Source organism: Tabrizicola sp. (genome assembly GCF_051645465.1).
In the GTDB taxonomy this organism is placed as follows: domain Bacteria; phylum Pseudomonadota; class Alphaproteobacteria; order Rhodobacterales; family Rhodobacteraceae; genus Tabrizicola.
The window spans coordinates 1-20,660 of the sequence record NZ_JBOFBI010000325.1; the positions used below are offsets into that span (position 1 = coordinate 1).

At 65.4% G+C, this 20,660-nt stretch carries 21 protein-coding genes and 1 pseudogene; 18 read left to right on the forward strand and 4 right to left on the reverse strand.

The genetic code is table 11. The features are described from left to right. The 10 genes and pseudogenes from ACRCSW_RS20825 to ACRCSW_RS20870 all read left to right on the forward strand — a co-directional run. A pseudogene (locus tag ACRCSW_RS20825) lies at positions 1-311 on the forward strand (LacI family DNA-binding transcriptional regulator); the annotation flags it as partial. A gap of 89 nt (positions 312-400) precedes the next feature. After that, positions 401-1,171 (forward strand): oxidoreductase, encoded by a 771-nt coding sequence (locus tag ACRCSW_RS20830; RefSeq protein WP_438707568.1) that lies wholly within the window; start codon positions 401-403, stop codon positions 1,169-1,171. Positions 1,172-1,174: 3 nt separating this feature from the next. Then, a complete protein-coding gene (locus tag ACRCSW_RS20835; RefSeq protein ID WP_438707569.1) occupies positions 1,175-2,026 on the forward strand; it encodes a MurR/RpiR family transcriptional regulator in 852 nt (283 codons plus the stop codon). 69 nt (positions 2,027-2,095) lie between these two features. Further along, positions 2,096-2,821: an SDR family NAD(P)-dependent oxidoreductase gene (locus ACRCSW_RS20840; RefSeq protein ID WP_438707570.1), complete on the forward strand. Its 726-nt coding sequence runs from the start codon at positions 2,096-2,098 to the stop codon at positions 2,819-2,821. After that, on the forward strand, positions 2,814-3,965 hold the full coding sequence (locus ACRCSW_RS20845) for a Gfo/Idh/MocA family protein (RefSeq protein ID WP_438707571.1): 1,152 nt from the start codon (positions 2,814-2,816) through the stop codon (positions 3,963-3,965). Before ACRCSW_RS20840 ends, ACRCSW_RS20845 begins: the two co-directional genes overlap by 8 nt. Positions 3,966-3,974: 9 nt before the next feature. Beyond that, on the forward strand, positions 3,975-4,889 hold the full coding sequence (locus tag ACRCSW_RS20850; protein WP_438707572.1) for a sugar phosphate isomerase/epimerase family protein: 915 nt from the start codon (positions 3,975-3,977) through the stop codon (positions 4,887-4,889). A 45-nt stretch (positions 4,890-4,934) separates the two neighbouring features. After that, positions 4,935-5,966 (forward strand): ABC transporter substrate-binding protein, encoded by a 1,032-nt coding sequence (locus ACRCSW_RS20855; RefSeq protein WP_438707573.1) that lies wholly within the window; start codon positions 4,935-4,937, stop codon positions 5,964-5,966. A gap of 81 nt (positions 5,967-6,047) precedes the next feature. Continuing rightward, positions 6,048-7,547, forward strand: coding sequence for a sugar ABC transporter ATP-binding protein (locus tag ACRCSW_RS20860; RefSeq protein ID WP_438707574.1), 1,500 nt, complete (start codon positions 6,048-6,050; stop codon positions 7,545-7,547). After that, positions 7,544-8,521 carry an ABC transporter permease gene (locus tag ACRCSW_RS20865; RefSeq protein WP_438707575.1) on the forward strand — a complete coding sequence of 326 codons (978 nt, stop codon included), beginning with the start codon at positions 7,544-7,546 and terminating at the stop codon, positions 8,519-8,521. The genes ACRCSW_RS20860 and ACRCSW_RS20865 overlap by 4 nt, the downstream gene beginning before the upstream one ends. Further along, complete coding sequence (locus ACRCSW_RS20870; RefSeq protein ID WP_438707576.1) at positions 8,514-9,491, forward strand: ABC transporter permease; 978 nt, start codon at positions 8,514-8,516, stop codon at positions 9,489-9,491. Before ACRCSW_RS20865 ends, ACRCSW_RS20870 begins: the two co-directional genes overlap by 8 nt. On the opposite strand, the gene ACRCSW_RS20875 is transcribed toward ACRCSW_RS20870, so the two are convergent. The 3 genes from ACRCSW_RS20875 to ACRCSW_RS20885 all read right to left on the reverse strand — a co-directional run bounded on the left by ACRCSW_RS20875 (position 9,488) and on the right by ACRCSW_RS20885 (position 11,616). Continuing rightward, entirely contained in the window at positions 9,488-10,570 is a 1,083-nt protein-coding gene (locus ACRCSW_RS20875; RefSeq protein WP_438707577.1) for a Gfo/Idh/MocA family protein, read from the reverse strand. The genes ACRCSW_RS20870 and ACRCSW_RS20875 overlap by 4 nt on opposite strands. An 80-nt stretch (positions 10,571-10,650) precedes the next feature. Further along, positions 10,651-11,028 (reverse strand): VOC family protein, encoded by a 378-nt coding sequence (locus ACRCSW_RS20880; protein WP_438707578.1) that lies wholly within the window; start codon positions 11,026-11,028, stop codon positions 10,651-10,653. A gap of 3 nt (positions 11,029-11,031) precedes the next feature. Further along, a complete protein-coding gene (locus ACRCSW_RS20885; protein WP_438707579.1) occupies positions 11,032-11,616 on the reverse strand; it encodes an SOUL family heme-binding protein in 585 nt (194 codons plus the stop codon). 228 nt (positions 11,617-11,844) lie between these two features. On the opposite strand from ACRCSW_RS20885, the gene leuC reads away from it, so the two are divergent. Beyond that, on the forward strand, positions 11,845-13,263 hold the full coding sequence (leuC, locus tag ACRCSW_RS20890; RefSeq protein ID WP_438707580.1) for a 3-isopropylmalate dehydratase large subunit: 1,419 nt from the start codon (positions 11,845-11,847) through the stop codon (positions 13,261-13,263). Between the two features lie 35 nt (positions 13,264-13,298). Here the strand turns inward: leuC and ACRCSW_RS20895 are convergent, their stop codons facing one another. Further along, a complete protein-coding gene (locus ACRCSW_RS20895) occupies positions 13,299-14,585 on the reverse strand; it encodes a glycosyltransferase family 4 protein (protein WP_438707581.1) in 1,287 nt (428 codons plus the stop codon). Between the two features lie 134 nt (positions 14,586-14,719). On the opposite strand from ACRCSW_RS20895, the gene leuD reads away from it, so the two are divergent. From leuD to ACRCSW_RS20930, 7 genes are all read left to right on the forward strand, one after another. Further along, positions 14,720-15,325, forward strand: coding sequence for a 3-isopropylmalate dehydratase small subunit (gene leuD / locus ACRCSW_RS20900; RefSeq protein ID WP_438707582.1), 606 nt, complete (start codon positions 14,720-14,722; stop codon positions 15,323-15,325). 473 nt (positions 15,326-15,798) lie between these two features. Further along, positions 15,799-16,881 carry a LysM peptidoglycan-binding domain-containing protein gene (locus ACRCSW_RS20905; protein WP_438707583.1) on the forward strand — a complete coding sequence of 361 codons (1,083 nt, stop codon included), beginning with the start codon at positions 15,799-15,801 and terminating at the stop codon, positions 16,879-16,881. 241 nt (positions 16,882-17,122) lie between these two features. Next, the gene (locus ACRCSW_RS20910; protein WP_438707584.1) at positions 17,123-17,584 is read left to right on the forward strand and encodes a RidA family protein; all 462 of its coding nucleotides are present in this window, start codon (positions 17,123-17,125) and stop codon (positions 17,582-17,584) included. Beyond that, entirely contained in the window at positions 17,581-18,354 is a 774-nt protein-coding gene (locus tag ACRCSW_RS20915; RefSeq protein ID WP_438707585.1) for a glycerophosphodiester phosphodiesterase family protein, read from the forward strand. The genes ACRCSW_RS20910 and ACRCSW_RS20915 overlap by 4 nt, the downstream gene beginning before the upstream one ends. A gap of 99 nt (positions 18,355-18,453) precedes the next feature. Further along, entirely contained in the window at positions 18,454-19,611 is a 1,158-nt protein-coding gene (locus tag ACRCSW_RS20920; protein ID WP_438707586.1) for a GNAT family N-acetyltransferase, read from the forward strand. A gap of 25 nt (positions 19,612-19,636) precedes the next feature. Beyond that, the gene (locus ACRCSW_RS20925; protein WP_438707587.1) at positions 19,637-20,248 is read left to right on the forward strand and encodes a glutathione S-transferase family protein; all 612 of its coding nucleotides are present in this window, start codon (positions 19,637-19,639) and stop codon (positions 20,246-20,248) included. After that, positions 20,245-20,610, forward strand: a complete 366-nt coding sequence (locus tag ACRCSW_RS20930; protein WP_438707588.1) for a 4a-hydroxytetrahydrobiopterin dehydratase — start codon at positions 20,245-20,247, stop codon at positions 20,608-20,610. Before ACRCSW_RS20925 ends, ACRCSW_RS20930 begins: the two co-directional genes overlap by 4 nt. The last annotated feature ends 50 nt before the right edge of the window (positions 20,611-20,660 follow it).

Below are 20,660 nucleotides of genomic sequence, written 5' to 3' on the forward strand. Positions count from 1 at the left end.
GGGCGCTTCTGGCCGAACATCCCGATCTGGTGGGCATCTACTGCATGGGCGGCGGGCGATCCGGAATTGCCCGCGCCCTGTCCGGCTTGCCCCGCGACAGGCGCCCCTTCGTCATCATGCATGACCTCTCCGATGTCACCCGCCGTGCGCTGGCCGAGGATGTGATCGACCTTGTCGTCGACCAGAACGCACGCTTGATTGCCGAGCAGACGGTGATCCGGCTTCTGTCCGCCATAGCCTCGACCACCGGTTTCCTGCCCGAGCATTTCATCGAGCCCCGGCTGATTTTCCGTGAGAATATCCCGCCATGACAAACGGTTAGGCTTCGGTTCAGGCCGGGCTTGCCGGAAACGCGCAATCCCGTCAGCATGGAAGGCGGGGAGCCGGGTGGGACAAACGCATGCAGATGGGGCTGGCAGACAAGGCCGTAATCGTGACCGGCGCCGCCCAGGGCATCGGGGCGGCGATTGCCAAGGCGCTGGCCGACGAAGGCGTGGGCGGCCTGGTGCTGGTCGACCGTGATGGGGCCGGAGCGCGGCAGGTGCGATCCACGCTGGCAGGCGAGGTGGCGGTTGTCGAAGTTGATCTCTCCAAGCCCGAGGCCGCTTCTGTCGTGGCTGCCGAGGCCACGGCAAAGCTTGGCCGGATTGATGGTCTGGTGAACGCGGCGGGCCTTACGACTCGGGGGTCTTTCGTCACCGGCACCGCGGAGGTCTGGGACAGCCTCTTCGCCATAAACGCCCGCGCCGGGTTTCTCTTGATGCAGGCGGCCATCGCGGACATGTGCGCCCGCCAAGCGCCGGGTGCAATCGTCAACATCCTGTCGATGAACGCGCATTGCGGGATCCCCGAGCTGGCGATCTATGCGGCCACCAAAGGCGCCATGCAGACGCTGACGAAGAACGCCGCCCACGCCCACATGGCCGACCGCATAAGGGTGAACGGCATCAACCTCGGCTGGGTCGCGACCGAGGCGGAGCGGCGGATGCAGGCCGAGGTGATGGGCCGGGGTCCGGAGTGGGAGGCGGCCGCAGCGGCAGCGCTGCCGCTGGGTCGGCTGGTCAAGGCCGAGGAATGCGCGCGGCTGGCGGTGTTTCTGCTGGGCGAGGCCTCGATCCCGATGAGCGGGGCGGTCATCGACCTGGAGCAGAAAGTGGCAGGGGCGATCTGAACGATGGAGCGCAAGCCAGACAGACCCGCACCCGCCCGCGATTTCGACGGCCTCCGCGCCGATCTGGCCGCGCGGGCCGGCACGCTTAGCCGCAGGCTTTCGCAGGTCGCAAAGTTCTTCCTGAACCACCCTGAAGAGGTGGCGGTAACCACGCTGGTCCGGTTGGCCGAGCAGGCCAATGTCCCCCCCGCAACGATCACCCGTTTCGCCAAGGAACTGGGCTTCGCGGGCTTTGCCGACCTGCAGCTGGTCTTCCGCGAACGCTTGCTCGGCCCACGTCTGCCCTATGCCGAACGCCTGGCGCAGCCGGGTATCCGGGATGCCGATCTCGACCAGCCTGGACAGGTTTTCGGCAGTTTCGTTCAGGCGGCGGTGCAATCCCTCCTCCGGATTGAGGAAGCCCTGGACCGTGAGGCGCTGGCAGCCTTTGTCGAGGTGCTGGCAGCCAGCGACGTAGTGCATGTGGCAGCAGCACGGGGGGCCTTTGGGCTCGGGGCCTATGCGGTCTACGGGTTCGGCAGCATCGGGCGGCGGGCGCATCTGGTCGACAATCTGGGCGCGATGCGGGTCATGCAGGTGCAGGCCATGGGGCCGGGCGACACGCTTCTGGCAATGACCTTCGACGACTACACGCCCGAGACGGTGGAGGTGGCAAAGTTGGCTGCGCAGCGGGGCCTCAAGGTGCTGGCGATCACCGACAATGCCCTCAGCCCGGTGGCGGGACTGGCCACACATGTGCTGTACGTGAACGAGGCCCGGCTTGGCCATTTCCGCAGCCAGGTGCCCGCGATGGTCGTGTGCCAGGCCCTGATCGTCGGGCTGGGGCGACGGCTGAGCGCGGTCGAGAATAATTGAAATCTCAAGAAATGAAAATTCCATTGCATCGAATCGCACGCTGATCAAGGATCGCGTGGGGAGGATGCGATGGGGTACAGCCGTTTCGACTTCGCGGGGGCCGAAGTGCTGGTCGTCGGCGCCAGCCGGGCCGGGATTGGCGCAGCGATTGCCCGGTCGTTCCAGGATGCCGGGGCCAAGGTCGCAATCACCGGGGCAGAGGCCGAGCCTGCGCCCGAGGATCAGGGGCGGTTCGCCTACGTGCAGCTTGACGTGACGGACGGCGCGGCGGTCCAGGCACTGGCAAAGGCCACCCCCAAGCTGGACGTGCTGGTGAACTGCGCCGCCATCACTGCGCGGGGCGAAGAGATGGCGCCTGCGTTCTTTCAGCGCGTGGTGGACGTGAATCTGCACGGCACGTTCCGGATGGCCGAAGCGTTTCATGCCCATCTCAAGGCCGCGCAGGGCGTGCTGATCAACATTGCCTCGATGTACGCGATGTTCGGCAGCCCCCGGAACCCGGCTTATGGCGCGAGCAAGGCGGCGGTGGTGCAACTGACCAAGTCGCTGTCCATCGCCTGGGCGGCGGACGGAATTCGGGTCAACGCGGTTGCGCCGGGCTTCATCGTGACTGAACAGTCGGCGCGCAGCCGGACCGATCCGGCGCATGTGGCGGCAGTGAACTTGCGCACACCCATGGGCCGCTGGGGCCAGCCGGATGACATTGCCGGACCGGTCCTGTTCCTCGCATCTGCCGCGTCTGGGTTCATGACCGGCACCTGCCTTGCGATCGACGGGGGGTATTCGATTGCCTGACCTCCACCAGATCGGCGCGGCGGTCGTCGCTACCGGGTTCATCGGAACGGTTCACCTGGGTGCGCTGCGGCGGCTGGGGGTTCGGGTCACGGGGGTGCTAGGCTCCAGCGCGGAGCGGGGTGCAGCCCGCGCGGCCGCTTTGGGGCTCAAGTCCTACGGTTCGCTTGACGAACTGCTGGCCGATCCCGCCGTTCAGGTGGTGCATGTGACCTCGCCCAACGTCGCCCATTTCGATCAGGTGAAGCGCATCCTTGCGGCGGGGCGGCACGTCGTCTGCGAAAAGCCGCTGGCCATGACCTCGGCCCAATCCGCCGAGATGGTCGCGATGGCGCGGGCGAGCGGTAAGGTCGCCGCCGTTTGCTACAACACGCGCTTCTATCCCCTGAACCAGCAGGCCCGGGGCATGGTGGCGGACGGCAGCATCGGCGACATCCGACTTATCAGCGGGCACTATCATCAGGACTGGCTGGCCAAGGACACCGACTGGAACTGGCGGCTGGAGGCTGACGAAGGCGGCGTCCTGCGCTCGGTCGGCGACATCGGCACGCATTGGGTCGACCTGACCTCGTTCATCACCGGCCTGAAGGCTACCTCAGTCATGGCCGACCTCGCAACTTTCGTGCCCGTCCGGCAGCAACCGCTGGGCCCGGTCGAGACCTTCTCCGCCGCGAAGGGCGCGACCAAGGCACGGGCGATCACCACCGACGATGCGGCGACGATCCTTCTGCGCTATCCCGGCGGGGCCAGGGGAGTGATGTCGACCAGCCAGATAAGCCGGGGCCGCAAGAACGCGATGTCCTGGGAAATCGCAGGCACCGGCGCCTCGGCAGCCTGGCACGCGGAGCACCCCGACCACCTCTGGATCGGCCACCGCGACGCCCCGAACCAGATCCTGCAGCGCGATCCGGGCCTGATGAACGCCACCGGAGCAGCGGCCGCAGCCCTGCCGGGCGGGCATGTCGAAGGCTTCGCCGATACCTTCCACGCCCTCTTCCGGCAGGTCTACACTGACGTGGCCAACGGCGGGCGCGGACCGGCTTCGACCTGGGCGACGTTTGACGACGGGCACTACGAAATGCTCTTCTGCGACGCAGTGCTGGCCAGTGCCGCGCGCGGGGCCTGGGTCGACGTGGCTGAAGGGTAGGGGGACCGGATGAAGCTGGGAATTCTGACCGCACCGTTTGCCGAGACGCCGTTGGAGGCAGTGGCCGACTGGGCCGCGGCCGAAGGCTTTCAGGCGCTGGAGATCGCCTGCTGGCCTTCCGCAGGAGGAGAAAAGCGGCGCTACGCAGGCACCGCCCACCTGCCGGTCGAGACGATGACCAAGGCCCGCGGGTCCGAGATCATGGGGATGCTCGCGGCGAAGGGCCTGTCGGTGTCGGGCCTTGGCTACTACCCCAATCCGCTCAACGCCGATGCCGACCACCGGGCGCAAGTGATCGGTCACCTCCTCAAAGTCATCGACGCGGCGGGCATGCTGGGCGTGGGCGTTGTGAACACCTTCGTCGGCGGTGATCGCACCCTGACGGTGGACCAGAACTGGACCCGTGCCGTCGACATAATCACCCCCATCGTCGCCCACGCGCGTGACCAGGGCGTGACCCTGGCCTTCGAAAACTGCCCGATGATCTTTTCCAACGACGAATGGCCCGGCGGGCACAACATCGCTTATGCTCCCCGCATCTGGCGGCGAATCTTTGAGACCTGGGGCGATGCTGTCGGCATGAACTATGACCCAAGCCATCTAGTCTGGCAGATGATCGACACAGCCCGCTTCGTGCGGGAATTCGGAGCGCGGATGGTGCATGTCCACGCCAAGGACATGATGATCGACCGTGATGGGCTTTACGATCACGGCATCCTGTCGGCAGGAATGGGCTGGCAGATACCCCGGTTGCCCGGCCTTGGCGAAGTGGACTGGCCCGGCTTCTTCGCGGGCCTTTACCGGGCGGGCTATGACGGGCCGATCATCATCGAACACGAGGACCGCAATTTCGAAAGCCCTGACGACCGGGTGAAGCGCGGCTTCGTGCTGGCAAGAGACGTCCTTCGCCCCTTCGTGGTATAGGACGGAAAAAAGAGGAAACGACTACAACAATCTGGGAGGATCATCATGAAAAGACTGCTGCTTGGAAGTGCTACTCTGGCCATGGCCATGGCCCTGGGCCTTGCTGGTGCGGCGATGGCCGAGGGATACAAGATCGGTATCTCGAACACCGTTCAGGGCAATGGCTGGCGCGAGCAGATGATCTGCGCGATGAAGGCCGAAGCGCTGGCCTCGGGCAAGGTCGAAAGCCTGAACATCGCGCACCGCAACACCGACGCCGCGGGCCAGCTGGAAGACATCCGCAACCTGATCCAGGCGGGCGTGCAGGCCATCGTCGTGAACCCGTCGAACGCCGAAGGGATCAACGCCGCGATCAAGGAAGCAACGGACGCCGGGATCGTGGTGGTCGCGGTTGACCAGGCGGTGACCGAGCCTTCGGCCTACATCCTGTCGAACAACCAGGAAGAATACGCTTACCTCGGCGCCAAGTGGCTCTTCGAGCAGATGGGTGGCAAGGGTGCTGTCGTCTACATGCGCGGCGCGGCTGGTGCCGGGGCCGACAACGACCGTGACAAGGGCTTCAAGCGGGCGATGGCCGAGTTCCCCGAAATCACCGTCGCGCAGGAGGTCTTCACCGGCTGGCAGCAGGACCAGGGCAAGCAGCAGATCAACGACATCATCGCCTCGGGCATTCCGTTCCAGGGCGTCTGGACCTCGGGCATCGACAACGTGATCGTTGATGCCTTCGTCGAAAGCGGTGCGCCGCTGGTGCCGATCGTCGGCGCCGACAACGCGGGCTTCGTGGGCCAGCTGTCCAGCGTCGAGGGCCTGATGGGCGCCGCAGTGACCAACCCCGGTTCGGTCGGCGGCGCGGGTGTTGCGCTGGCGGTCCAGATCCTTGACGGGCAGATGCCCGCCGAGAAGACGGTTCTCGTGAACCCCGAGCTTTGGGAGAACGTGACCGACGAGGGCAAGGCCAAGCTCGCCGCCGCCGCGAACCCGAACTTGTCGCCGGAATGGCCGGTCAGCGTATCGATCCCCGGCTGGACGAACTACTCGATGGACCAGATCATCGCCTGCAAGGGCCCGGGTGAGTAAGCTGATCCGCCGCTGAAGAACCGCCCCCGAGCCGACCAGCGCTCGGGGGCACCCAAGCCCTTGCCCAACCCCAACGAGCAAATGACCGACAGCCCCGCGCAAGCGATAGTTCTCGACGCCAAGGGGGTTGCCAAGCGCTTTGGCGCTGTGGTGGCGCTGCGCGACGCCTCGCTTCAGGTGGCCCGCGGCCAGATCGTCGCACTCATGGGGGCGAACGGGGCGGGCAAATCGACCTTCGTGAAGATCCTGACAGGCGCGCTGAAGCCCGACGCTGGTCACGTCCGGATCAGGGGCGAGGACAGCACCATCTCCTCTCCTGCGGGAGCGCGGCGGTCGGGTCTTGTGCCGGTTTACCAGGAACCCTCGCTGATCCCAGACCTTAGCGTCACCGACAACCTGCGCCTGGGCGATACGCCGGTTGACCGGTTCCGTCATTGGGTCGGAGAGCTTGGGCTTGCCGATCTTCAGATGGACGCCACGATCAAGCAGCTCCCGCTCGCCAGCCTCCGCATCCTTGACCTGGCGCGCGCGCTTGCGGTCGAGCCGGACGTTCTTCTTCTCGACGAGATGACTGCGGCCCTGCCGACCAACCTCGTTGACCGGGTCCTTTCGGTCGTGCGGGCGCAGGCGGATGCCGGGCGGTCGGTCATCTACATTTCCCACCGCTTCAACGAAATCGCGGCCCTCTGTGACCGGGCCACGGTCCTGCGCGATGGGCTGACGGTGGGTGACCTCAAGATCGAACCGGGGATCGAAGAGCGGATCGTCGAGATGATGCTTGGCAGCCCCGTCGCGGCCCAGACGCGCGAGGCGAGGGCCGTGAAGACGGCGGCCGAGGGCCCTCCGCGCCTGGCCGTGCAAGGGCTGGCCACCGGCACAAGGCTCCGCGACGTGTCCTTCGATCTTCGCGCGGGTGAAGTGCTGGGCGTCGTGGCGCTGGAAGGCCAGGGCCAGGATGAGCTCTTCGACATCCTCGCCGGGAACCGCAAGGCACGCCAGGGCCGGGTGGAGGTGAACGGCCGCGCCGTCAGCTTCAACCACCCCGCCGATGCCATCGCTGCCGGGCTGACGCTGGTGCCCGGCGACCGCGCCCACGCGCTGTTCATGCAGCGGTCGGTCCGTGAGAACATCGCAGTGCCGCTTCTCGCGCGACTACGGAACTGGGGGGCGTCCTCCAAGCGAAAGGAAGCGGCACGGGTCGGCGCGGCCGTCGAACGGCTGCAGATCGACACCCGCGCCCAAGGTGAGGTGCGGCGCCTCTCCGGCGGCAACCAGCAGAAGGTCACCATCGCCCGCTGGATCGCGAAGGGGGTCGAAACGCTTCTCCTCTTCGACCCGACACGGGGCATCGACATCCGGACCAAGCGGCAGATCTATGCCCTCGTGCGCGAACTGGCCGATCAGGGCGCGGCGGTCCTCTACTACACGTCAGAACTGGCCGAGGTGCGGCTGGCCTGCGACCGCGCCGTGGTCATCTTCGGCGGGCAAGTTGTCGACGTCATCGACGCAGCCGATGCCGACGAGCCAACGCTGATGCGCGCGGCCTATGGCCTGACCGAACAGACGGAAGGCCAGGCATGAAGCGGCTGGTCGAAGCGAACGGCTGGACCCTGGGACTTGCGGTGCTTCTGGCGCTGCTTCTGGTCGCGACCAAGCTGATCCAGCCGGGCTTCGGCGTCTCGGGCCTCGACAATCTCGCACGCTCGGCCCTGCCCTTTGCGCTCGCGACCGCTGGCATGGCGGTCGTGGTCATCGCGGGCGGCATCGACCTCTCCATCGCGGCGATGATGGCGGTGGCGAGCGTCACTGCCGCCGTCCTGATGCAGGGGGCAAGCGACGGCCAGGCGGTGCTGGTCGTGATCGGCGTCCTCGCCCTCGGCCTCGCGATGGGCGCGCTGAACGGAGCGCTGATCGTGATCACCCGCGTCCCCGACATCGTGGTGACGCTCGCGATGCTCTTCGTCTGGCAGGGCGTCGCCCTTCTGATCCTGAACGCGCCCGGAGGCGCTGCGGCCCCCTGGCTCCGGGCGCTGGTCGTGGGCGGCGTGACCCTGCCGGGCATCCCCCCGGCCTTCACCGAATGGCTGCCGCGCGGTGTCGTCGTCCTGGCCATAGCCGTAACCGCGATCTGGCTTCCGATCCGCCGCTCCAAGCTCGGCCTCCGCATCTACGCCATCGGCTCCGATCCCCTTGCGGCCTTCCGCTCCGGAGTGCCGGTCGGACCAACCCGGATCGTCGCCTACGCCATCTGCGGGCTGTTCGCAGCCCTCGGCGGGCTCGCCGTGACCATGGGCACCGGCATCGGCGAGCCGATCCCGGGACCCTACCTCCTCACCTCGGTCGCGGCGGTCGTGCTGGGCGGCGTGGTCCTCGGCGGCGGTCGCGGCGGTATCGTCGGGCCGATCCTCGCGATCTTCGTCCTGCGGCTGGTCCGGATGGACCTGACGCTCCTATCGGTTGACCCGAACGTCGCGGCGATCATCGAAGGCACGATCATGGTGGCCGTCGTCATGTTCGGCGGGGTTCTGGCAATGCGGGGGGCGCGGCATGACTGAGGCAACCACGCAAACCACCCCGCTCGCACGGCTAGGGCGCCTGATGGTCGACTGGCCGCTCATCCCGCTGGTCGGCCTGCTGATCGGCCTTGTCGTCGTGCTGGAGATCATGCAGCCCGGCATCGTCAACGAACGCTGGATCGGCAACACCATCCGCTTCGCCATTCCGCTCGCCATGCTTGCCGCCTGCCAGACGCTCACCATGCTGACCGGCGGTATCGACCTGTCCGTCGGCACCGTGGCGACGGTCGCCGCCTACCTCACCGCCACGCTGACCCCCATCATCGGCGCGCCTGCCGCCATGAGCATCGCCATGCTTTGCGCCCTTCTCGTCGGCCTCATGAACGGCATCGGCATCGCCTTCGCCCGCGTTCACCCGCTGATCATGACGCTTGGCACCGGCCTCATCGTCACCGGCTGCCTCCTGGTCTACCAGCGCTTCGTCATCTCGACCGGAGCGCAGTACCCGGCCTTCCTCGTCTGGCTCGGCACCGGCCGCACCTGGGGGCTGCCGAACGGGCTTTTCCTCTTCCTCCCCTTCGCCGTCTTCCTTCTCTGGATGCAGCGCCGGACCGGCTTCGGGCGGCTCATCTACGCCATCGGATCGAACGAAGCAGCGGCGCGGCTGTCGGGCGTCCGCGTCTGGCAGGTCCACCTGGCGCTCTACTCCCTCTCCGGCGTGATCGCCGGGCTGACCGGCCTTCTCTACCTTGGCCAGAACAAGACCGCCTCGCTCTCCCTCGCCTTGCCGCTCGACCTGCCCTCGGTCGCGGCGGCAGTGGTTGGCGGCACCTCGATCTTCGGCGGACGTGGCGGCTATGGCGGCACGATCATCGGCGCGCTGATCCTGACGGTGCTCGCCACGATGCTGACGCTTCTCCAGATGCCCGAAGGCGGGCGCCGCATCCTTTACGGCGCGATCATCCTCGCCGTCACAGCACTTTACATCCGGCTGACCGACCGCGGCTAGTCCAGCCGGATCACCCGCTCCTCGGCAATCGACTGCTCGGCCGCCAGCACGATCCGCAGCGAGTTCACACCAGCCGCCATCGCCTCGGTCAGGTCAAGGTCCTCCCGGATCGCCTTCAGGAATAACGCCTGCTCCCGGTCGCAAAGCTCCTGGTGCCCCGGCTCGTCCTCCATCGAGATCAGCTCATCCGCCCGGGTGAAATGCTTGTCCGGCCCGACATCCGCATGGTGCAGCCGGATCGCGTCGGTCTTCGTGTGCTTCTCGATGTCGGCACTGCCCGAAAGCCCCGTCCCAGTACCACGAGGCCGGTCATCCGGCACCAGACTGACCGAGCCCTTGGGACCGATGACATCCTTCACGAAGTAGGCCGTCTCGCTCATCATCGGGCCCCAGCCGGCCTCATACCAGCCAACCGATCCGTCATCGAAGGTGACATGCAGATGCCCATAGTTCTGCCGCGCCACCTCACCCCATAGGGCCGCACCAATGCCATGCACGCGGACAGGCTTCGCGCCGGTCAGCTGGCACATCACATCGACATAGTGGACCCCGCAATCGACGATCGGGGTCAGGCTGTCGATCAGGTTCTTGTGCCCGATCCAGGCAGGCCCTGAGGATTGCTGGTTCAGGTTCAGCCGCATGACCAGCGGCTTGCCAAGCGTGCGCCCGATCTCGATGAACTTCACCCAGGACGGATGAACCCGCAGGATGTAGCCCAGCACCAACTTCCGCCCGGTGGCGACTGCGGTGGCAACAACCGCCTCGGCTTCGGCATTAGACGTGCCGATGGGCTTTTCCATGAAGACATGCGCCCCCGCCCGCATCGCGCGGATCGCAAAGTCGGCATGCGTATCGGGCCAGGTATTGATCGACACCGCGGCAGGCGTAAGCGTCTGAAGCGCGTCCTGATAGTCCTCGAACAGCGGATAGCCCCGCAGCTCCTCCGGGATCGGCTTTGACCGGATGGTGCGCGAGCAAAGACCGACGATGCGAAAGCCCGGATTGCGGTGATAGGCGCTGGCATGACTTGCGCCCATGTTGCCAAGGCCGACGACAAGGACGGTCACCGGTTGCATCATCTGTCTCCGCACTGCCTAGGCCAGAAACCGCATGTAGCATGGCCCCCCGATGCGCGTCGAGTTTGCGCGGTTTGCCAAAACTAGCGGCGCGCTATCAGCGAGCTCACGTCCAAAACCGTCCCCTCCGGATCGCGCAGCAGCATCCGCCGCTGACCATAGGGCATGTCGGTCGGTGGTTCGATGACACTGGTACCCAGTTCGCTCGCGATCGCATGGACGGCGTCGCAATCGGCCACTACGAACGTGATCATCATGCCTGCCGGTCTGGATCGAACCTCCGCCGGTACGATGTCATGGTCACGCTGCAGCAGGCCGAACTCAAGGCCCTCCATCCCAGTGTGCGACAGGATCACGAACCAATCCGAATCATAGTGCCGGTGCATTCCCATAAGACGCTCGTAGAACCGGGCGGTTCCGTCGACATCGGCACAGAGAATGTTGGGGACAAAGCGATTCATCGGTCAATCCACCGTAAAGGCAACTTCGTTGCGGCGGTTCCAGGGCAGGGTCATCGGTCCGTCGTAGAAGTAGTAGTGCGGGCCTGCAGTGATCGTCAGCCCCCGCTCCTTGGCCCAGGCGCGGAGTTCGGCGGCCTTCGCAGCAAGAACCCGGTCCCCCCGCGCGCCAGAGAACGACAGCGCCACCTGCCGTTCGGGATCGACCGTAACGAAGCGGATCGACGCGGCCTCCGGGCTTGGCAGATCAGCCGGACGGAAGGCCGAGGGCATCATGAAACGAACGGTCCATTCGCCATCCGACACCGGGGTCTGTGCGACCGGCACAGTCATCGCGATCTTCTCGCCACGGTCGTTGCCGCCGAAGATGTAACCGGCAAGCACCCGGAACCCGGCGCTGATCGCCCCATCGCGTGAGCCGCTGACGCGGACCTCGGCCACCAGATGGGACCCGTAGCTGCGCAGCTCATAAGCGCCCTCGGTCGCTTCGACCGTATAGGGCGGCATCTCATAGCCCTTGTAGCTTTCCGCCTTCGCAACCCCAACCACCATCGCCACCCCCAGACCAGCTGCCAGCACCACCTTCCGCATTGCTGCCTCCTGTCGTTTCCAAAGGCCAGATAGCTTGCCTCAAAGGGATTTCGAGCGTATATGCGCCGCATGTCCGGGTTCATCTATTTCAACATCACCGATCACGCGCGGCTTCCGGCCCGCTTCTTCGGTATGACCCGCTCGATCCTCGCCCGCGCCTGACGCGTGCCTGCGCTTTGGCGCGCCCGCCTGCCCCTCTAAAGCCATCCCGAACGATAGGTGAGAGCCATGACCGCTCCGCGTACCCTCTATGACAAGATCTGGGACGATCACGTCGTCCACCAGGCCGAGGACGGCACCTGCCTCCTCTATATCGACCGCCACCTCGTCCACGAAGTGACCAGCCCCCAGGCGTTCGAGGGTCTCCGGATGACCGGCCGCAAGGTCCGCGCGCCGGAGAAGACCATCGCGGTGCCCGACCATAACGTGCCGACGACGCTAGACCGCGCCAATGCGGCGACCATGACCGAGGACAGCCGTATCCAGGTCGCGGCGCTTGACAAGAACGCCAAGGACTTCGGGATCCATTACTACCCGGTGACCGACATTCGGCAGGGCATCGTCCATATCGTCGGGCCGGAGCAGGGGTGGACCCTCCCCGGCATGACCGTGGTTTGCGGTGACTCGCACACTGCGACCCACGGCGCTTTCGGCGCGCTGGCCCACGGGATCGGCACTTCGGAGGTAGAGCATGTTCTCGCCACCCAGACGCTGATCCAGCGCAAGGGCAAGAACATGAAGGTCGAGATCACCGGGTCTTTGCGTCCCGGCGTGACTGCCAAGGACATCACCCTGTCCGTAATCGGCCATACCGGCACGGCAGGCGGCACCGGCTATGTCATCGAATATTGCGGCCAGGCGATCCGCGAGCTTTCCATGGAAGGCCGCATGACCGTCTGCAACATGGCGATCGAAGGCGGCGCCCGCGCGGGCCTGATAGCACCCGACGAGAAGACCTTCACCTATGTAATGGGCCGCCCCCACGCCCCGAAAGGTGCCAAGTGGGAGGCAGCGCTGGCCTACTGGAAAACCCTCTACACCGACGAAGGCGCCCACTTCGACAAGGTCGTCACGATCAAGGGCGAGGACATCGCCCCCGTCGTCACCTGGGGCACCAGCCCCGAGGACGTCCTTCCGATCACCGGCACCGTCCCCGCCCCGGAAAGCTTCACCGGAGGCAAGGTCGACGCCGCGAAGCGCAGCCTTGACTACATGGGCCTGACCGCGGGCCAGAAGCTGACCGACATCAAGATCGACACGGTCTTCATAGGCTCCTGCACCAATGGAAGGATCGAGGACCTGCGCGCCGCCGCCGCCATCCTGAAGGGCAAGAAGATCGCGGTAAAGCGCGCCATGGTCGTCCCCGGCTCCGGCCTCGTCCGCGCCCAGGCCGAGGAAGAGGGCCTGGCCCAAATCTTCATCGACGCGGGCTTCGAGTGGCGCCTTGCGGGCTGCTCCATGTGCCTCGCCATGAACCCCGACCAGCTCTCCCCCGGTGAACGCTGTGCGGCAACCTCCAACCGCAACTTCGAGGGCCGCCAGGGTCGCGGCGGGCGCACGCACCTCATGTCCCCCGCAATGGCGGCGGCGGCGGCAATCACCGGGCACCTGACCGACGTCCGTCAGATGATGGGCGAAATGGTCTGAAACTCAGGTGGCGGGGGCAACCCTCCGCCACCCCGTCAATAAGGGCTGAGCCCCGTCAGCGCCTTTCCGGACAGCACAGCCTGGTAGATCTCCACCGTTCGCCGGGCCTTCGCGTCCCAGGTGTAGTGCTCCAGCGCGTGGTCCTGACCGGCCTTGGCCATGGCTGCATGCTCATCGGGCCGATCCATCGCGGCCAGCATCGCGGCGCGGCAGGACGTCACCAGATCGTCCAGCGGCCGAAGCGGGATCGCCACGCCCCGCCCGTTCGCCACCAGATCCCCAGGCGCGCCGTAATCGGTCACGATGCACAGGATGCCCGAGGCCATGGCCTCGATCACCACCCCGGCCCCAAGCTCGCGGATCGAGGGGAAAACGAAGGCGTCACAGTCGCGCATCGCGGCGGCGACGTCTGCCTGGCTCCGGGTGCCTTCAAAGATCACCCGATCCCCCGCGCCCGCCTCACGGACCATCGCCTCGATCCGGGGGCGCTCCGGCCCGTCACCGATGATCCGCAAGCGGTGCGGCTTGAACCGGTCGTCACCAACGAAGGCCCGCACCACCACTTCCGGCACCTTGTAGGGGACGAGCCGCCCGGCATCAAGAAAGGTCCGCGGCCCGTCGCCCGCGAAGGGCGCCCGCGGGCGCCCGGCTGGAAAGACCTCCGGGTCAAAGCCGATCTCGGGGAACGACACGATCCGCTCGCTCGGCGTCCAGGAGATATCTGCAACCGTATGCCGAAAGGCCGCCAGCACGGCCGCAGCCTTCGTATATGTCCGCTTGGCATAGGGGAGGTACTTGTACAGATCGCGCAGACCCCGCAGCCGCTCCTTCTCGCGTTTCTGCTCGCTCAAGAAGGCCCGGGGCCAGTCGAGGTTGCCGTTCAGCGGCCCGATCATGAAAGGCAGGCCGCCCCGCCCGGCAATATAGCTTGGCAGGGTCGGCGACATCGGAGTGATCCGGTGGATCAGGTCATATTCCCCCGCCTCGATCGCCCGGCGGTAGCGCTTCCAGACATCGCGCTCGAAGGCGATGTAAGGCGCATAAGCCATCATCATGCCGGTCGACCAGGCCACCTGATTGCCGCCGCGCAGGAAGGTCGAGAACCGTTCCATCGGTGCGGCGATGTACTCGGTGTCGATGAAGTCAAAGCGGTCCAGTGCACGGCCATCGTCGGTGATCGCGGGCTTGTTGCGGACCTGGGTCGCGATTCGGACGTCGCAATGCTGGGCAAGCGCAAGCGCGTACTTGTAGCCAACGATCGGAAGCGACGGCCATAGCGGATTGCACTGTTCCGCCAGGATCAGGACGCGCGGCTTGGTCATCGAAATGTGCCTGTACTGTGAAAGACATCGCGCACTATGCAGTGAAGCAGCGGTTTGTCCAGTTCGGCCCTGTTGTCGTTTCGCGCTGATGCGGGTATGCCGTCCCGGCAACGCAACCGTTTCGAGATCGCCCGATGGACAAATTCACGACCCTCACCGGCATCGCCGCCCCCATGCCGCTTGTGAACATCGACACCGACATGATCATCCCCAAGCAGTTCCTGAAGACGATCCAGCGGTCGGGCCTCGGCAAGAACCTCTTCGACGAGATGCGCTACACGCAGGACGGCGCCGAGATCGCCGATTTCGTGCTGAACCAGCCCGCCTACCGCAAGTCCCAGATCATCGTCGCCGGCGACAACTTCGGCTGCGGCTCTTCGCGCGAACACGCCCCCTGGGCGCTGCTCGACTTCGGCATCCGCTGCGTGATCTCGACCAGCTTCGCCGACATCTTCTACAACAACTGCTTCAAGAACGGCATCCTCCCCGTCGTCCTGCCGCAGGAGGCCGTCGACCACCTGATGGACGACGCCCGCAAAGGCGAAAACGCCCGGATCAGCGTCGATCTTGAGGCCCAGACGGTAACGGCCTCTGATGGCAAGGTCTTCGCGTTCGAGGTCGACGCCTTCAAGAAACACTGCCTTCTGAACGGCCTCGACGACATCGGCCTGACCTTGGAAAAGGCCGCGTCCATCGACGCTTACGAGGCGAAGAACGCCACGCTTCGTCCCTGGGCCTAAGCGCCCGCCCCTGACCGCAAGCCGCCCGCTTGCGGTCCGGGGGCCGCTCAGAGCTCCGGATTGTTTCTGCGATCAGTGCTTTGCTCGGTCCCAATCCCGCACAGGCACTTGGGTGAACGATCTCTTCGACGTCGCACTTGCCCAAAGGGTTCTGTCCGTCCCCCGTCTCCCGCCAAAGCTCTTCGATCCCGGTTTGGCTATATGCCCGATCGATCCGGCATTTTGCCCGTAAGACGCAAGATCAATTGCCAAAATGACGTTTCACATGGCGATTTTGTCGCCTTAGCGTTTCAGGTCTGCATTGTGGAGGTCGCGGAAGGCACATGATTGGTCGTTTTGAAAGCTTCGTTGGGCCCGAGCGGACGGTGGGTCAGTTGACTGTTTCGAGATGCGCAAAGATCGCCACACCAGCTTGCTGGGCACTTTCGGGGCAAACCGACGGAGAGGGACGGAGAATGCGGGGCTACGCGATCTTGGCGGGGGCCGTCTTCGTGCTGGCATCCCTATCGCAAGGCTTCTTGGCGGCCCCGGCATCGGCACAAGAGGCGTGTACCACTTATACCGTCAAGGAAGGCGACACGCTGGGCGCGATCTCGAACATCGCCTATGGAACCTACGACTACCAGCAGATATTCAACGCCAACCGTGATCTCATCGCCGCGTCGCCGAACGCGCTGGCCGCGGGAACCCAGCTGGCCTTGCCCTGCCTTGATGGCCGTTTGCGGCCGGACACAGAGCTGAGCAGCATCACCGAACGGGAAACCAAACTGTTCGAAAAGACCCGCGTCAAGACCACCGAGTATACCCCGGCGATCAGGTTGGTGGCTGGCGACGGCTGGTTCCCCTTCACCGACACGCGCCTCAAGGACGGCGGAGTGCTGACAAGGCTGGGTCTCGTCGCCTTTACGCGCGGCGGCAACGACCGCGAGACCAGGCTCGACTGGGTCGATGATTGGGACTCGCATCTTGATGTGCTTCTGCCCACACACTCCTTCGATCTGTCGATCGGCTGGGACGGCATCGACTGCTCGAAGATGGACCTGCTGTCCGCCGATATGGTCCGGCGCTGCAACGAGGTCGAGCTGTCGGATCCGGTCTATGAAGTTGTGTACGGCCTCTACTCCCTTCCCGACAACGCCTTCGGCGAGATCCGTGGCTTTGCAGAACTGAACGGTGCGCGTATCTGTCGTCCGGACGGCTGGGCCACCGCCGATCTGGAGGTAGAAGGACTGTCGCCTCCCGTTGTGACCTATGTTCAGCCTCGCAACGCTGATGGTTGCGTCGAGGCGCTTCTGAACGGCGAAGCAGATGTCATGTCGATCGAGATCGAAAGTGCAGTAGATTCGATGGAACGAGCCGGAGCCACGGAAAAGATCCAGCAGAATCCATATCTCATCAAGATCGCCTCGCTGCATTTCGCGACGCATGTGACGAACGAGCGCGGCAAGGAATACATCCAGATGCTGAATCGCGGCCTGGCCGAAATGCGCGAGACCGGCGAATGGTACGACATCGTGGCCAGCACTCTGGTCGAGGCGAACGCCGTTTCGAACTGAAAAGCACGGAAAAATGGCGGGCGATACTCATGTATTGCCCGCTCTGTCCGGTAAGAAGCTGAGCAAGCTCTTGCGCTCTTCCTACGTACTGCACCACACGCAAACCTTTCCAATTCGTAAACACCCCTCAAGCAAGCCATTGATAACATTGGTCTGAAAAACCTGGGCACCGTGCCCACCCGCCCTTGCCCCCTTGCGGCCCCCGGGCTACCTTCCCCCTGAAGCCCAACCGGAGAGCCCCATGCACCCCATCGACAAGCGCCTGGCCGAGCTTGGCGTCACCCTCCCCGATGCCCCGGCCCCGGCGGCGAATTATGTGCCCTTCGTCCAGGCCGGAACCCTGGTCCATATCTCCGGCCAGATCAGCCAGAACGAAGGCGGCCTGATCAAGGGTCGCCTGGGTGAGGACCTCTCGTTCGAACAGGGCGCCGAGGCCGCCAAAAGATGCGCGATCTCGCTTCTGGCCCAGCTGAAGAAAGCCTGCGACGGGGACTGGAACCGGGTCAGCCGGGCAGTGAAGCTGACAGGCTTCGTCAACTCGACCCCCGATTTCACCGACCAGCCCAAAGTAATCAACGGCGCCTCCGACTTCCTGGTCGCCGTCATGGGCGACCCCGGCCGCCACGCCCGCTCGGCCGTTTCCGCCGCCTCCCTGCCCCTGGGGGTGGCCGTCGAGATCGAGGCGATCTTCGAGCTCAAATGACCCGCGTCCCGCTGCCCGAGGCCTTCCTGCGCACCCCCATCGCCCACCGTGCCCTGCATGACCGGGCGCAGGGTCGGATCGAGAACTCCGCCGCCGCGATCCAGGCTGCGGTCAAGGCAGGCTACGGGATCGAGATCGACCTCCAACTCTCGCAGGACGGTGTCCCCATGGTCTTCCACGACGAAGACCTCGACCGCCTCACCGCCGAACAAGGCCCCCTCAACGCCCGCCCGGCAGCCGAGCTCAACCGGATCACGCTGAAGGACGCCGATGACCCGATCCCGACGCTTTATCAGGTCCTCGCCCTCGTCGCAGGGCAAGTCCCCCTCCTGATCGAGATCAAGGACCAGTCGCTGAGCATGTCCGACACCGATGGCCAGCTGGAGGCCGCTACCGCCGCCCACCTCAACGACTACAAAGGCCCCGTCGCCGTCATGTCCTTCAACCCGCACAGCGTCGCGCACATGGCCCGCCTCGCCCCCGCCATCCCGCGCGGCCTGACCACCTGCGCCTACGATCCCGATGACTGGGCGCCGCTTCCCGCCGCAACCTGTGACCGACTGCGCGACATCCCCGACTACGACGCCACCGGCGCCAGCTTCATCAGCCATGAGGCCGCAGACCTCGCCCGCCCCCGCGTCGCCCAACTGAAAGCGCAAGGCGCGAGAGTCCTGTGCTGGACGATCCGGTCGCCTAAAGCCGAGGCGGAAGCCAGAAGGATTGCCGAGAACGTGACATTTGAAGGCTACCCCGCAAAGCTTCCGGGTTGACGGGCGCGAAAGGCCCTCCACCTTTTCCTTTGACGCAACTCCTGCGGGTAGCCAATTGGCTGGGGAAGAACCCCGGCCGCATCAGCCGCGAAAGTACCGATGGCCGACCTTACGCTTCACGACAACCTTGCCGACATCCCCGCCGCCGACTGGGATGCGGTCGCGGCGCCCGAGCAGGCGACGGGGCGGGCCGTTGATCCCTTCATGACCCACCGCTTCCTTGCCGCGCTCGAGGCCTCCGGCTCGACTGGCAAGGTTACGGGCTGGCAGGCGCGGCCGTTGGTTCTGCGGGACGGTGGGGCGCCGGTTGCCGCGACGCCGATCTACGTGAAGACCCACAGCCAGGGCGAGTACATCTTTGACCACGGCTGGGCGGACGCGCTTGAACGGGCAGGGGGCCGCTACTACCCGAAGCTGCAGATCGCGGTGCCCTTCACCCCGGCTACCGGCCGCCGGTTCCTGGGCGCGCCCGAACACCAAGAGGCCCTGCTTCGTGCCGCGATCGGGATTGCGGGGCAGAACCGGCTCTCGTCACTTCACGCGACTTTCTGCACGGCGGAAGAGGCCGAGGCGCTGGCGGGTGTCGAAGGGACGCTGCACCGCGTGACCCAGCAGTTCCACTGGGAGAACCGGGGCTATGCGACGTTCGACGACTTCCTCGCCGATCTTTCCAGCCGCAAGCGCAAGATGATCCGCAAGGAGCGCGAGACGGCGCACGGTCATGGGTTGACGATCCGGGCACTGACCGGCGATCAGATCGAACCCCGGCATTGGGACGCGTTCTGGACGTTCTACCAGGACACCGGCGGGCGGAAATGGGGCACGCCTTACCTGACGCGCAAGGCGTTCGAGCTGTTCCACGCGACCATGCGCGACGACATGCTTTTGGTCCTGGCCTTCAACGGCGACCGGCCCGTCGCCGGGGCGTTGAACTTCATCGGTCGGACCACGCTTTATGGCCGCTACTGGGGTTGCATCGAGGATTATCCCTGTCTGCACTTCGAGCTTTGCTACTATCAGGCAATCGACTGGGCCATTGTGAACGGCCTGCAACGTGTTGAAGCCGGTGCGCAGGGCGAGCACAAGCTTGCCCGCGGCTATCTGCCGGTCGAGACCCACTCGCTCCACTGGATCGCCGACCGCAGTTTCCGCGATGCCGTGGCGCGCTATCTGGAAGCCGAGCGCCGCGCCGTGGGCGAGGAGATCGAGGTGCTGACGGCCTATGGCCCCTTCCGCAGGGCCGCGGCGCGGGAGTAGTCTGCAGCGAAGCGGGGAGTCGCAGATGCTGACCTTCTACACAAACCCGATGTCGCGTGGCCGGATCGCCCGCTGGATGCTGGAAGAGGTGGGTGAGCCCTACGAAACGGTCATCCTCGACTTTGGCACGACAATGAAAGCGCCCGACTATCTCGCGATCAACCCCATGGGAAAGGTGCCGACTGTGGTCCATGACGGGGCCGTGGTGACCGAGGTGGCGGCGATCTGCACCTATCTCGCGATGACCTTCCCCAAAGCCGGGCTGATGGCAGACGACAAGGCGGCATTCTTTCGCTGGCTCTTTTTCGGGGCCGGACCGCTTGAGCAGGCGGTGGTAAACTCGTCCTTCGGCTGGCTGACCTCGGGCCCGCAGGAGAAGCGGCGCGTCGGCTATGGGGACCTTGCTGACGTGGTCGCAACCCTGACCGGGCATCTGGCCAAGCATGACTATATCGCCGACGGGCACTTCACTGCTGCCGACGTATCGCTGGGCAGTCAGATCGGGTGGGGTATGCAGTTCGGCACGATCCCGACCAACGATGTGCTGGCAACCTATTGGGCGCGGATAAAGGATCGACCCGCCCGGCTTGCCGCCGAGGCCAAGGACAACGCCCTTATTCCCGCGAGGACACCATGAACGAGCTATTGCCCGAAGCGGACCGCAAGGCCCTGTTGCCGCCCCTGGCCGAGACTGGCTGGGCGGCAGTGCCCGGTGAAGATGCGATCCGAAAGATCTGGAAGTTCCGCAGCTTCTCGGAGGCCTGGGGCTTCATGACCCGTGCGGGATTGGTGGCCGAGAAGCTGAACCACCACCCCGACTGGACCAACCGCTACAACGTCGTCGACGTCACGCTGACCACCCATTCTGCCAAGGGGCTGACGCAGCTTGACATCGACCTGGCCCGGGCGATGGACCGGTTGGCCCCGGAGGCTGAAATCCAGCGCGACCATGGCGAGCCGGTGACCTGCCTTTGCGAGCTGCACGCGCGCAAGGCATAACTGGCCGCATCTGACTTTGTTATCCGGACCTATTGTCTCGCTGGGCTTGG

What these genes read in the sequence shown, in the direction of transcription:
- ACRCSW_RS20895 (WP_438707581.1), bottom strand. Translation starts at nt 14,585, where the DNA reads ATGACCAAGCCGCGCGTCCTGATCCTGGCGGAACAGTGCAATCCGCTA.
- ACRCSW_RS20920 (WP_438707586.1), top strand. Translation starts at nt 18,454, where the DNA reads ATGGCCGACCTTACGCTTCACGACAACCTTGCCGACATCCCCGCCGCC.
- leuD (WP_438707582.1), top strand. Translation starts at nt 14,720, where the DNA reads ATGGACAAATTCACGACCCTCACCGGCATCGCCGCCCCCATGCCGCTT.
- ACRCSW_RS20865 (WP_438707575.1), top strand. Translation starts at nt 7,544, where the DNA reads ATGAAGCGGCTGGTCGAAGCGAACGGCTGGACCCTGGGACTTGCGGTG.
- ACRCSW_RS20870 (WP_438707576.1), top strand. Translation starts at nt 8,514, where the DNA reads ATGACTGAGGCAACCACGCAAACCACCCCGCTCGCACGGCTAGGGCGC.
- ACRCSW_RS20830 (WP_438707568.1), top strand. Translation starts at nt 401, where the DNA reads ATGCAGATGGGGCTGGCAGACAAGGCCGTAATCGTGACCGGCGCCGCC.
- ACRCSW_RS20860 (WP_438707574.1), top strand. Translation starts at nt 6,048, where the DNA reads ATGACCGACAGCCCCGCGCAAGCGATAGTTCTCGACGCCAAGGGGGTT.
- ACRCSW_RS20835 (WP_438707569.1), top strand. Translation starts at nt 1,175, where the DNA reads ATGGAGCGCAAGCCAGACAGACCCGCACCCGCCCGCGATTTCGACGGC.
- ACRCSW_RS20910 (WP_438707584.1), top strand. Translation starts at nt 17,123, where the DNA reads ATGCACCCCATCGACAAGCGCCTGGCCGAGCTTGGCGTCACCCTCCCC.
- ACRCSW_RS20880 (WP_438707578.1), bottom strand. Translation starts at nt 11,028, where the DNA reads ATGAATCGCTTTGTCCCCAACATTCTCTGTGCCGATGTCGACGGAACC.
- ACRCSW_RS20840 (WP_438707570.1), top strand. Translation starts at nt 2,096, where the DNA reads ATGGGGTACAGCCGTTTCGACTTCGCGGGGGCCGAAGTGCTGGTCGTC.
- leuC (WP_438707580.1), top strand. Translation starts at nt 11,845, where the DNA reads ATGACCGCTCCGCGTACCCTCTATGACAAGATCTGGGACGATCACGTC.
- ACRCSW_RS20875 (WP_438707577.1), bottom strand. Translation starts at nt 10,570, where the DNA reads ATGATGCAACCGGTGACCGTCCTTGTCGTCGGCCTTGGCAACATGGGC.
- ACRCSW_RS20850 (WP_438707572.1), top strand. Translation starts at nt 3,975, where the DNA reads ATGAAGCTGGGAATTCTGACCGCACCGTTTGCCGAGACGCCGTTGGAG.
- ACRCSW_RS20915 (WP_438707585.1), top strand. Translation starts at nt 17,581, where the DNA reads ATGACCCGCGTCCCGCTGCCCGAGGCCTTCCTGCGCACCCCCATCGCC.
- ACRCSW_RS20855 (WP_438707573.1), top strand. Translation starts at nt 4,935, where the DNA reads ATGAAAAGACTGCTGCTTGGAAGTGCTACTCTGGCCATGGCCATGGCC.
- ACRCSW_RS20930 (WP_438707588.1), top strand. Translation starts at nt 20,245, where the DNA reads ATGAACGAGCTATTGCCCGAAGCGGACCGCAAGGCCCTGTTGCCGCCC.
- ACRCSW_RS20885 (WP_438707579.1), bottom strand. Translation starts at nt 11,616, where the DNA reads ATGCGGAAGGTGGTGCTGGCAGCTGGTCTGGGGGTGGCGATGGTGGTT.
- ACRCSW_RS20925 (WP_438707587.1), top strand. Translation starts at nt 19,637, where the DNA reads ATGCTGACCTTCTACACAAACCCGATGTCGCGTGGCCGGATCGCCCGC.